Source organism: Lacticaseibacillus sp. 22 (assembly GCF_055413445.1).
Map to the genome: position 1 here is coordinate 1 of NZ_JBVAYD010000043.1, position 12,026 is coordinate 12,026.

The 12,026-nt window shown below is 45.8% G+C and carries 13 protein-coding genes; 3 read left to right on the forward strand and 10 right to left on the reverse strand.

Annotated elements, in window-relative coordinates; translation table 11 throughout:
• The first annotated feature begins 129 nt into the window (after positions 1-129).
• The 3 genes from ACWP87_RS13210 (at position 130) to ACWP87_RS13220 (ending at position 2,473) form a co-directional block, all read left to right on the forward strand.
• Positions 130-411, forward strand: a complete 282-nt coding sequence (locus tag ACWP87_RS13210) for a hypothetical protein (protein WP_005709607.1) — start codon at positions 130-132, stop codon at positions 409-411.
• On the forward strand, positions 390-1,247 hold the full coding sequence (locus ACWP87_RS13215; protein WP_014569127.1) for a MetQ/NlpA family ABC transporter substrate-binding protein: 858 nt from the start codon (positions 390-392) through the stop codon (positions 1,245-1,247). The genes ACWP87_RS13210 and ACWP87_RS13215 overlap by 22 nt, the downstream gene beginning before the upstream one ends.
• A gap of 209 nt (positions 1,248-1,456) precedes the next feature.
• On the forward strand, positions 1,457-2,473 hold the full coding sequence (locus ACWP87_RS13220; protein ID WP_014569128.1) for a linear amide C-N hydrolase: 1,017 nt from the start codon (positions 1,457-1,459) through the stop codon (positions 2,471-2,473).
• Between the two features lie 179 nt (positions 2,474-2,652).
• Here the strand turns inward: ACWP87_RS13220 and ACWP87_RS13225 are convergent, their stop codons facing one another.
• The 10 genes from ACWP87_RS13225 to ACWP87_RS13270 form a co-directional block, all read right to left on the reverse strand.
• Positions 2,653-3,618: a hypothetical protein gene (locus ACWP87_RS13225; protein ID WP_014569129.1), complete on the reverse strand. Its 966-nt coding sequence runs from the start codon at positions 3,616-3,618 to the stop codon at positions 2,653-2,655.
• Between the two features lie 270 nt (positions 3,619-3,888).
• Positions 3,889-5,583 (reverse strand): oleate hydratase, encoded by a 1,695-nt coding sequence (locus ACWP87_RS13230; protein ID WP_005714981.1) that lies wholly within the window; start codon positions 5,581-5,583, stop codon positions 3,889-3,891.
• 11 nt (positions 5,584-5,594) lie between these two features.
• A complete protein-coding gene (locus ACWP87_RS13235; protein WP_005714982.1) occupies positions 5,595-5,726 on the reverse strand; it encodes a hypothetical protein in 132 nt (43 codons plus the stop codon).
• Positions 5,727-5,811: 85 nt separating this feature from the next.
• Positions 5,812-6,378: a TetR/AcrR family transcriptional regulator gene (locus tag ACWP87_RS13240; protein WP_005691618.1), complete on the reverse strand. Its 567-nt coding sequence runs from the start codon at positions 6,376-6,378 to the stop codon at positions 5,812-5,814.
• An 89-nt stretch (positions 6,379-6,467) separates the two neighbouring features.
• Positions 6,468-6,836, reverse strand: coding sequence for a dihydroxyacetone kinase phosphoryl donor subunit DhaM (dhaM, locus tag ACWP87_RS13245; RefSeq protein ID WP_005686376.1), 369 nt, complete (start codon positions 6,834-6,836; stop codon positions 6,468-6,470).
• A gap of 275 nt (positions 6,837-7,111) precedes the next feature.
• The gene (dhaL, locus tag ACWP87_RS13250; protein WP_014569130.1) at positions 7,112-7,693 is read right to left on the reverse strand and encodes a dihydroxyacetone kinase subunit DhaL; all 582 of its coding nucleotides are present in this window, start codon (positions 7,691-7,693) and stop codon (positions 7,112-7,114) included.
• Positions 7,680-8,699, reverse strand: coding sequence for a dihydroxyacetone kinase subunit DhaK (gene dhaK, locus ACWP87_RS13255; RefSeq protein WP_014569131.1), 1,020 nt, complete (start codon positions 8,697-8,699; stop codon positions 7,680-7,682). The genes dhaL and dhaK overlap by 14 nt, the downstream gene beginning before the upstream one ends.
• Before the next feature lie 193 nt (positions 8,700-8,892).
• Positions 8,893-9,321, reverse strand: coding sequence for an OsmC family protein (locus ACWP87_RS13260; RefSeq protein WP_014569132.1), 429 nt, complete (start codon positions 9,319-9,321; stop codon positions 8,893-8,895).
• Between the two features lie 458 nt (positions 9,322-9,779).
• Positions 9,780-10,463, reverse strand: a complete 684-nt coding sequence (locus tag ACWP87_RS13265; protein WP_014569133.1) for an ATP-binding cassette domain-containing protein — start codon at positions 10,461-10,463, stop codon at positions 9,780-9,782.
• 6 nt (positions 10,464-10,469) lie between these two features.
• Positions 10,470-11,642, reverse strand: coding sequence for a hypothetical protein (locus ACWP87_RS13270; protein WP_014569134.1), 1,173 nt, complete (start codon positions 11,640-11,642; stop codon positions 10,470-10,472).
• Positions 11,643-12,026: the final 384 nt, after the last annotated feature.

Genomic DNA, 12,026 nt, shown 5'->3' on the forward strand with positions numbered 1-12,026 from the left:
TTTATTTGTGAAGAGGGTATGATGCATTCAATAACGTGACCTGTTTAACGAGAATAGCGTTAAAGATGTTATTAAATCAACACTTCGAGAAGAAGATTAGCCTTAGCGCAAGCGTTGCAGAGAACCCGGATGGTGAAAAAGGGGCGTTGGCAAAAAGGTGAAGATGAGCTTCGAATAGTGATTCGTGCGGTTAACGCCTGCGGATCGGTTGCAGCCGTTATCCTGCCAGGTATCAACAGGTACTGGAGGCGATGTTTCGGCATTGCAAACGAGGGTGGTAACACGGCATGGCCGTCCCTTGACGACATTTTTGGTGGTCAAGGGACGGCCTTTTTTGAATTCAGCTTGTGTCGGTTTTGGTTGAAAAGTGATGATGAGGAGGCATTTTCATGCGAAGTTGGGAAAAATTAGTGCTAGTGGGTGTGGCGTTGTTGGCGTTGGTCAGCGTGATAGCTTGTGGAAAAACTACCAGCAGTACGGCGACTTCGAGCAATAAGACGATTGTAATTGGCAGCAGTGGCTCGGATTATCAGATCTGGCAACATATTGCGCAATCACCGCAAGCTAAAAAGGCTGGTGTGAAGCTCAAAGTCAAACAGGTGGCAGACGGCAATGTAACAAATTCGGCAACCGCTGAAGGGCAGTTAGATGTCAATGCGTTTCAATCTTACGCGTATTTCGAACAGTATAACAAGGCAAATCCAAGTCAAAAGTTGGCGGCACTTGGCACTACCTATTTAGAGCCGATGGGATTGTATTCCAAAAAATATAAGCGATTAAGTCAGCTTCCTGATGGTGCAACGATTGGCATTTCCAATGATCCGGCGAATGCAACGCGCGGTTTGTTGCTGCTGGCTGCGGCCAAGTTGATTACGTTAAAGCCGGATTTTAATGCCTTGAGTACCGTCAAGGATATTCAAAGTAATCCGAAACATTTAAAGTTCAAAGAGGTGGATCCTTCAGTTCAGGTATTGCCTGACCTAGATGCAGGATTGATATCAAATACGCGTGCTTTGGATGGTGGGCTAAATGTTTTAAAGGATTCGTTGGTGCATGAGAAGCTGAGTCAGGATACTCGTGCCAATGTGAATATTTTGGTGACGGCGGTTAAAAATAAAAACAAGCCCGAACTTAAAAAGTTAGTCACGCTTTATCACAACTCAACGATTCAGGCCTGGATCAAGAAGACTTTTTCTGGTACTAAAATTGAGGTGAATAAGCCGATTAGCTATTTACAAAAGAAATAGCTTTCAGACAGAGGCGGCTTTGCTAGGTATAAATAGACGTATTTTCTGGATCTGGCGCTAAAAGATAGCCGACTCAGCGTATAATAACAGTTGTATCGTTATCGAAAAAGCGAGTTGTCCAGTGAAAAGATCGGCGGATAATTGCTTAGCTGAATACCGTTCACCGTCATTCACACATAGACTCACGCTGACAATAGGAGGTTTTATATATGTGCTCATCCATGACAATTAAATCGCTTCAAGGGGATATTTTCTGGGGCCGAACGATGGACTATAACACGAGTTTCTTCCACGAGTCGCCTGCTGGTGGGGTGCCGGGGAAGATTGTGAGTTTGCCGGCGAATCAGACATTGCCAGCGCAAACGGCTACTTGGAAGACTAAATATGCCGCAGTTGGCGTTGGGGTCGATCAAAGCGTGGCGCTGTTTGATGGCGTCAACAGTGAAGGTTTGGCCGGGGACTTGCAGGTGCTGGTGGAATGCAGCTGGGCAAGTGCCGAGTCACTGGCGAAGCGCAATCTGAAGCCGATTAAAGGTGAGGAGTTTGTCACGTTGGCGCTGACGACTTGCAAGAATGTTGCGGAAGTGCGCGCACTTGCGAGTCAGTATGGACTGCTGGACGAGCCGTTTCAGTTTGGTGGTCAAGGCGTCAAGATTCCTTTGCATTACACGTTCGTTGATCCATCCGGTGCCGGACTCGTGATTGAACTGACTGGCCATGGTGCCTTCAAGCTGTATGACAGTGTCGGCGCCATGACAAATAGTCCGGAATACGGGTGGCATACAACCAATTTACGGAACTATGTCAGTCTTAATGATCGCAACTATCCGGAAGGGGCCGATCTTGGCGACCAACATCTGGAGCCGATTGAATTAGGAACCGGCTATGGCATGTTTGGCCTGCCAGGTGATTATACATCTCCATCCCGCTTTGTTCGGGCGATGTTCGTGTCGCGCAACCTCGACCCGTTCAATAGCAACGAAGGTATCCGCGTGCTTTACAATGCGTTCAAAACCGTTTTGATTCCTCAAGGTCTAGGCCGCGACCCGAAGCATTCGATTTTAACCGATTATACCCAGTACTGGTCCGGATACGACCTGAGTAAGCGCGCCATTTTTGTTCAAGACGCCAACACGTTAACCATGACGACCAAGACACTCGATCCGAACCTGACTGAAGTGACCTATGATGATTTGGTTAAAACGGAACAGTTTAATCAACTTTAAGTAAGATTTGCGGGCATGAAAATACGAACGGTGCCCTACGCTTAAGCGCCATTTCTTAAGCAGCAGGTTCAGCAGATTGAATAAGAAAAAAGACGTCTCAACCAAGTACGGATTTTGCCATACCTGATTGTGACGCCTCTTTTTATGCGGTTAATTAAAAACGCTGCTGGTTGACATGATTACTTTTTGTGGCGACCTTTCTGCCAGTCTGCCATGGGAATGACGCGATCTGATGGACCTGTCGCCGGTGTTGCCGCGGCTGTGGCTTTTGGGGGTGTCGCCGGTATCTTGGCGAGTGCTTCTTTGACCTGTGCTTGGGCGGTATCCGCCAAAGCCTTGAGTTGCGTTGCCGTCCAAAGATGCGAGTTGGCAGTTGACTTAATGAAGATTGCCAGCGATTTACCCAGTGCCTGCTGCTTATCACGCGGAACGATCTTCGTGTCACGCAGCAGTAGCAACAAAGCAGCGCCAATATCCTGGCTGGTCCACTCTTTAGGTTCGTGACCAAACATGTTTTGAATGGTTTGAATCAGGAAAAAGATGACCGCACCGAAGAACTCTTCGTCTTGAGCTGAATGCGGTAGTTGATGCCAGGTCTTAGAGTCGAAAAAGAGCATCAATTGTTCAATCAGCGTAGCCATGCTCGCTGAATCGATCGTCATGTCGTCATCGTCGTCAAAACGGTCGTCACGTTGGCCGGCACGTGGCGAAGCAAGATCGCCTTCTTCGACCAGTCCCAATACATAAGTCGTCGTGAGTAAGGCGCCCATCAACGCATCGACAAAATCAATGATGGTCAACTTAACGCGTTTGGTTCGAATCAACCAAATCATCATGCTCTTAATCAGCTCGGCAGCAATCGCAATTGCTTCACTACGCCGGCGATGCTTATCGTTGATTTGTTGCAGCGTGGTTTCGAGTGCGATTGAAACCGCCTCGGCTGAAAGGGTTTTAATCGTCGAGCGCAGATTTTCAAATGACTCGGAAAAAAAAGTGACGAGAATTGAACGGATTTCTTGGGGCGGAATTTTTGCGAAATCCGGATCCTGCATTAAGGCCGTGTAGTCGCTGCTTTTTTGAAAATCAGGCCAGTAAAGATCGATTTCGCGACTGGCGTGTCGTTGCAGTTTTACTTGATAGTCCATGATATGCCCTCCATATACGGTCATTGCGGGTTTTATTACCCTTAGTTTAACAGGTGCCAGGTGGTGCTCACATAAAAACTTGCTGTGGGTGACGAGAGAAAGTGCAGAAAAAATTGACGCTGAATTTTCATGCTAGTTAGCGGGGGTTGTGGCAGGGAACGGGGGATTTTTTAGCATTTAAAAACAGGCATCTAAAGATACATTACGCATCTCATATGCCTGTTACACTTTTTTGGTCAATAAACTTTTTAAATTGCAAATAGCGCGTGGTTATTCAAACATTTTCTTGGTTGCGCGCATTAAAGTCTTGATATCTTTGTCGTATCTTGGCGTGTGTACGAGGTGGCTCATCGGGATGCCGGTGAAGTGATAAGCCGCAATTTCGCCTGAACGGACCGCGCTTTGTTCGGTGAAGACCATCTGGAATGGCTGCTCGGCAAATTCACCGGTGAAAGCGAGGTTGGTTGAGTGGGCGGGAATGACTTCCGGTCGATCAACTTTGGCGCGATTGTTGAAGAGGGCCGAAGCATACGGCATGTAAACCGGAATGTTGTTGATGATGCTTGCCATGATTTCATCTTGGCGATCGCGAATGTTGCCAGGACCCGGATCGACTTTAGCAAGCTGACCGATCAGTTCCAATGCCATTTCCTTCCCTGTCATTTTGATGTATGGCTTGTTAACAAATTCACCATAACGACGTGGATATAGGAAGTAGCCCCACAAAACGGTTTCGTTAGGTTTTTGGGTGGTGAAGTGCGGTTGGTGATGCACCACAATCGACATCATCACGTCTTTTTGTCCAAGCGCGGTGATGGGCTGGGTGGATAAGAAAGAGTTCAACGCATTGCCAGGGATTTGGGTGGTAATGCGCTCGATTTCGTTGAGCAGCAAGTGATCCTTGGTGGTTAAGGTGAAGCTGACCCACTCGCTGGCTGCCCGATCCGCGAAGAACTTATCCGGGTTGCCTAGGTTGTAGAAGTGGTCCGTGGCTTGTTTCCATAAGCTAGCCGCGGCACCGTAGTCCATGTTTTCAACAGCAGGATGGTCAAAATCACCTTGAGTGGCTGAGTCGGTGATGGAGCCGTTAGTGAAGAAGACGGCGGTATCGTCATCCACGACCACATGTTCCGGCTTATCGGTTTCGGTGTTCAGCATTTTCAAACCGGTTACCGTGATTTCATCGGTCATCGCGGTGTCTTTAAACTCGAATGCTGTGACGCGGCGGTTGAGGATGATGCGGCAGCCTTGATCTTTAAGGTAATTGATCAGCGGCAACATGATGCTTTCAAATTGATTATAACGGGTGCGGTTGACGCCGACCAGATGCTCGATTTGGGTGAACTCGTAAATCATCATATGCATGTACCGTCGCAATTCCTGCGCTGAACTTTCAACGCGGAAGGCAAAAGTGGTTTCCCACATGTACCAGAAGTTGGTTTGGAACATATGCGGGTCATCTTTGAAGTAGTCGGCGATGCTGACATTGTCGAGTTTCTCTTCTTCCGAATCCGGCATCATAATCAGCTTGGTTAGCAAAAGGCGATCCTTGTTGTTTAAGCCAAGGTGACCGGCTTGGATAATGCCGATGCCGCCTTCCATTAACCGCGCCTTATCAAACGTCCGGTGCTGAGCGTCAAATTGCCGGGTATCTTCTTCCGCCGTCAATCCGGGTTCAGTTGCCGATGGAATGCGACTCAGCAAGTCCATCAAATCGACATAGGTTCGATAATTGAGCATCCGCCCACCGCGCGCGACGTAGCCTTTGGTGTTTTCCATTGGATGATATTTATTCCAATATTCGTCTGCTGTCTCTTCTGCTGGAGCGCCATCGTTGGACCCGTGATCGTCCAGAGAATAGAACGTAATCTGATCACCTTGCCAATGACCTTCTTGAATTAAATAAACAGCGGCCGCCATGTTGGCTAACCCCGCACCGATCATGATCGCCTTATGCTTGATCATTATTTTGCCTCCTAGCGACTTTCAAACTTCTTGTATGCGTCAGCGTCATCTTTAAACAGTTCCATTTTGTTTGCAAAGTAGCAAGCCGTGCCACCTGCAACCAGCGCCAATCCCAGCGCCGTCCACAAGAATTTTTTCATCATAAAACGCTTCCTTTCGCTTTCTGACTTCATTATAGCCAGGCGAAAAAGAAGCGTCTTTAGTCAAAATGTGATGTTTGTTCGAAAATTAACGTTCTTTTCCATGCGCCTGTTTGTGCACGATGAACGCAATTGAACCATTCAGCATGAGATCCGCTCGTTTGATCAGGTCACGCTCGGGTTCTTGCAAGGATTGGGCTAGCCACAATAGAATCTGACCTACGATGGCGGCACCATAGAAATTGCAAATATCGGCCACCATTTTCGCTGGGGTGGTGGGATCAATGTCGAGCACCACCGGCTTCACCATGTCAGTCGCTGATTGAAACAAAAACTCTTCCAGCATGTCACGGCCCACGGAATGATAGGCATTCAGGCAAAAGGCTTGGTTGGCAATGATGTAATCGAGCACCAGTTGATACTTGGCCTCCCAAGTCGCCGCACCGAGATTCTGCATGACTTTACGGCCAATATCGGCTTCCAGCGTCCACTTCAACAAGCCGTAGATGTCTTCAAAATGGTAATAAAAAGTGTTGCGGTTCACGTGTGTCGCGGCACTTAATTCAGCGATGGTAATGCGATCCAACGGCTTGTGGTGCATGAGGTCTTTCAAGGTCGTCGCAAATTGCATTTTGGTTTGGTCAGATGTGGCCATCACGTTTCACTCCTGTGGTTAAAAAATATCAGTTTACGAATGCGAAAAACCGCTTGTCTGCAAGGGATGCCGACAAGCGGAAATGAAAGTTACTTGACCTTTAGTGGCTTCAATTGGGCTTCGATTTTATCCAATGTCACGTTAGCTTCCAGTAAAGCCGCAGCGGCGTAAGCACCTTCCACAAAGGCCACGTCATAAACGTGCATCTGTTTGTCGCTGACCTCTTCGGCAATATCCAAATTCATTTTGGCACTGCCGAGGTCGTAAAAGACGAGCAACTCGGAAGCCGGATTGTCGTTGATTGCTTTTTGAATATGATCCAGATCCGTTCCGATTTGACCATCACTGGTACCGCCAGCCGTGGTGATCGGAACATCTTTGGCCACTTGTTTGATTAAAGTCTCAAGGCCGCTGGCGATGGCCGGCACATGGGAGACGAGCAACATGCCCATTGCCATGAAAATCACACTCCTTTGGTTTTTGACGGTAATTTGCTGAAACGCGTTCGCAGGGGCCAGAAACCTCCACGTAAGGACCTTAAACCTAAATGGCCAAAACCCAGCCATTTAGGTTTAAGGCCACTTACGTTCCGGTTTCTAACCGGCCCTGCTCTCGCTCTTACTGAAACGCGTTCACTGGCGCAGAGATCTGCGTGTAAGGACCTTGGTCGCAATGGCAAAACCCAGCCATCACGCCCAAGGCCACTTACACTCCGATCTCTAACCGCGCCAGTTCACGCTCTTGCCTCTAGGTATGCCTTTAGCAGCTCTCCAGTTGAGGCAGCGCCGGGATCGATGTGGCCGACACTTTTTTCGCCGAGGTAAGAAGCACGGCCGCGTTTGGCAGTCATGGGTTTGGTAGCTTCGACGAGTTTGTCAATGGCAGCATCGTCCAGCTTGCCTTGTTTGATTAAGTCAGCGGCAGGGGCCCAGACATCTAGCATGGTCTTGTCGCCTGGTTTGGCTTGGCCGCGTTTGGCAATGCCTTTTGCTGCCGCTTCAACCAGATCGCCGAAGTCAGTATCGGTTTTGGCGAGTTTGGCCATTTCCAGAAAAGCAGTGCCGTACAATGGACCGCTAGCACCGCCGACTTTACTGAGCATGGCCATGGCGATGGTCTTGAAGTCTTGGGCAAGATCAGCAGTTGGCGGCGTTTTTTCGAATGCAGCCTTGATGGCATTCACGCCACGCTCCATATTGTTACCGTGGTCGGAATCGCCAATGACCCGATCAAGTTCGGTGAGATGGTCTTTTTGCTGCGTAATGCGATTTTCGAAATTTGTCATCCATTTAGTCAAAATTTCAGCGGTTAACATCAGTATCCCCCCAGCCAACAGTGTGTGCAGATGCATTCAGATAGTTCAACCATTGCGGATCGTCTAGTGCCAGCATCGTCAGTGAAACCCCTGCCATGTCAAGTGATGTGACATAGTTGCCAGCCTTGGTGAAGTCAGCTTTAAGGCCTTGTGCGTGTAACTCGTTCAAAACATCACCCATGAAAATGTATTGTTCCGACAGCGGGGTTGCACCCATGCCGTTGACTAAAACGGCATAGGCATGCGCTTTAGGATCTTTAAACTCAACGGTTAACTTACCGATCAATTGTTTGGCAAGTGCTTTGGAAGTCGGCAACTTTTCCTGACCAGTGCCAGGTTCATTGTGAATCCCAACGCCAAATTCGATTTCATCAGGCTTGAGGTCAAAACCGGGTTTGCCCACTTCAGGAACCGTCGCGGCGTGCAGTGCAACGGCAAACGACTTGGTATTTTTAACCACAGCATCGCCTAACTTTTTGAGCTCATCTAGGCTGAGACCGGCCTCGGCAGCCGCGCCGATTATCTTTTCGACAAAAATAGTGCCGGCAACGCCACGGCGACCTTGTGTATACAGCGAATCTTTGACTGCCACATCATCGTCGACCACCACGGATTCAACGTCAATATCGTCGACACTGGCGAGATCCTTGGCCATGTCGAAGTTCATAACATCGCCGGAGTAGTTCTTGACGATCATCAGAACCCCTTCGCCTTGGTCAACCGCCTTAATCGCGGCATAAATCTGATCCGGGGTGGGTGAGGTGAAGACCTGACCGGCAACGGCTGCATCCAACATGCCTTGACCGACATAGCCGGCGTGCAGCGGTTCGTGACCTGAGCCGCCACCGGAGATAACCCCGACTTTCTTCTTCTGCTTGAACGCGGCGTCATTGCGGACGACCGCCGTTGTTTCAGGAATCTGTTTCAAATATTGCGGATAACTGGCAACAAGACCAGCAATCATTTCCGGGACAATATCGCCTGGAGCATTGATAATCTTCTTCATATTTGCAACTCCCTTCTAGTTATCAGTGTAACGCTTGCAGTGCTAAAAATCAGGTGGGATGCAAATAATAACAGAAGGTATTTGATCGTATGGCTGTAGGCTGGCAACCAGTTTTTTCATGATGATCGCAAGGTGTCAAAAATCGCCTCGTTAAGTGTGAATCCACTCAACAAGGCGATTTTCGGGCAAGCAATTAATCGGCGAAATCAGTAACGGTTTCGATGGTGTAATTGCCGCTATTTTTAAGTAATTTTGAAACCGGGCAGCGATTTTCAATTTCGTTGGTAAACGTCTTGGCCGTGTCAAGATCAACACCTTTGACCATAACCTGAGCGTGAACCAAGAATTGATACTCCGCGCGTTCACCAATGAAGGCAACTTTAACTCGGACCGCGCCTGTATGCGGCAAGCCGTGTTCCTTTTCAACGGCTTCTAAGGTTGCTTCCAGACAGGTGCTTAACGACAAGCCCAAAAGTTGTTCAGGGTTGGTGCCGGGATGATCGTTCAATGGACTGCTTGTTTGAACTTTAAGGCCGCCGGGAATATACGCGTGCCCCTCGAGTCCTTCATCGTTAATTGCTTCGGTTGTATACAGTGGATGTTGCCAACGTTCATCTGCCATTAGTTTTGCCTCCTAAAAATGAGAGTGCGCCAACCGGATTTCTGGGATGGCACGCGTTATGGGGTGCATATGCTGTTGCAACAACTACTGCTTCAACAGTAAATTGCGTGGTGAATTGCACAGCACATGTTTTAAAGATTCAACACATTAACAATTATAAGCGCTTACAAGGAATTTGCAATTTCTGGGGGAGAATGAACCCAAACGAGTATTCGTATGATATAACTTTTAAATTGCTTCTAAGCGTTAAATGACCCTTTCGAAACTAGACCCCAGATGAAGGATACGATGCTATGACTTTTTGCAAGACAACAAGTATTTCGTTTGAAATTGGTGTACGAACAGAGTATGCAGCGTAGAAGAATTCTGGACTTGATTTTGGCTAATAAGTTCCTGGCTACAGAACTTTGGAATTGAAATTATTTTTTGAGTTTCAGTTATTGCAGTAATAACCCTGACTATTGCAATAACTGAGCATATTGATCTTTTAGATGACGATAATCCTTAAACTTTTCTATTTCAAGATGTTGGTGGTTGATGAATATGCCAACATCAGTAACCCGTGCAAGTTCCGCTAAATTGTGCGACGAGACAATGACAAGTTTTCCTCTTTTACCTAAATCAAATATAGCTTTCTGAACAATATCAAGACTAGTTGGATCAAGCCCATTTAGCGGTTCATCTAATAAAATAATTGGAGTATCGACTAATAATACAAGTGTAATTTGAAGTCGTTGCTTCATGCCCATCGAGTATGTTCGGATTTTTTTATCAATGAATTTAGAAACTCCCAACTTTGCCATCATTGCTTCAACGTTACTTTGATCTAAATCATGTACTTTAGCGACTAAGTCAACGTAATCCCGCCCCTTCATCATGCCGCTAAATGAAGAAGCGTCATCAAAATAGGCAACTGTTTTAAAGACGTTGCTTCTTGAGTTCTTTTCATTATTAATCAAGATATTACCGCTGGATTGTTTGACTAGTCCGACAATCAAACGGAGAAGAGTAGTTTTTCCGGTTCCATTAGGTGCTACCAGACCATAGACTCCTGAATCATCAATGTGCATATTTGCTTGATCGAAGACGCGCTTATGTTTGTATTGAAAGGTTAAGTTCTTTATTTCTATCATACTGGTCATTTAGTATTACCTCCTTTGAAGTTTAATAACTAGAAGACCTGAAAACAAAAACATTATACCAAGACTTAGGGTGATCAAAATAACGGATAGCAAAGAACCTCCATTTTGAAAAATAAATCCATCAGAGATCATAGAAATATGCAGAGAAGCAAAAGGAGACCACCATCTGATTGGTAGTAGTGAGGCAAGAACGACAATTATACTGCTAACAAGTGTTTGGACAAGCGCATTACTTATCAGTGTTTGCAAAAGGCTACTTATTGAAAAGAAAAGGAAAATATTAATCATTAATAAAGAAATATCGGTCAAAACTATTTGCCACAACTGCATAAAATTTCCGTTCCAATCAAATATCGGATATTCTAAGCTACCTAGACTCGCGAAGGCTGCCGATATAAGAAGGAAAACCGCTGTGATTACCAATGTCATGACAAAATATGACAATATATTCAGCAAAAAGCCGCCTAAATATGCCTTTTCCTGGCTAATATTAAGCATTTCTAACCAGTCATTTCCACAGCCTGAGGATTTTTTAAATCCGATTTGAGCCCACCAGCCTAAGATCACTAAGCCAAAGATGGTGCTGAGGACATTAAAAACTAGTTCGTGGAAGAGATGTTCCAAAAAGTAAAATCCATGAGTGTAAAATCTTGTCGAAAATTGCATCGAATACTTTTTAAAAGTTAAGTCATCTCCTCCAAAAGTCAACTTTGTGCTTTCATTAGTCAGTAAACGTGCTGGGAAAAAGGGCGTTAATTTGTTAGACGCTACAAGGTTAAGTTCATTAATTGTGTTTTGATATTCGCCAGATGTATACATGTTTGTTATATCAATAGAGATAGGTGTAAAAGCGTTTTTAATTCTGGTTCCGAGCGAGGAAGTCCCGTTATTATTTCTTCTTATGGAAAGTGCCTCTAAGTATTTTCGGTTATATTCATCTGGCCCAGACTTGAGCGCCTGATATTCGTACTTTATTTGTGCCCTCAATGATGAATCCCTTTTTACCGCCGGAGCCTTTAGCTTCTCTTCAATTTGTGATCGGTAAGAGTTAACGTACTTCTCTTGATTCTGTATTTCTATGAAAAATAATGTAAATAAGATAGCTAAAGTAATGAAAAGAGGCCATAAAAAGGGAAATGCGTTTTTTAACACCTTATGCTGCCATTTAATTAAAATCATTTGACTTCCCCCTTTGGCCGCTTATCAATATACTGATTGATGCTATAATTAATAAAATGGTAAACAATGTCAGGACTAACATTGAGCTGACATCTGGTGTCACATGATCTTGTATAATATAAAAGGGATTTGTATTTACTTGTATTTCGGTGAAGTTCCATGTCATAAAAAAACCGAATCCGGTGCATATAGCGAATGTTACTAGAGACAATATTGGGTTTTTAAGCAGGCTCAACAATAATCTGTAGATACTTTGTGTCAACCAGCAAAGCACTATGAGAATCCAAGTCTCCAAACAGGTTTCTTTGAATATCGAGTTCCGAAAAGAGGGCCAATAAACATTCCAGTTTAGTGAAGATGAGGTTGGGAAAAGGCCTTTACTAA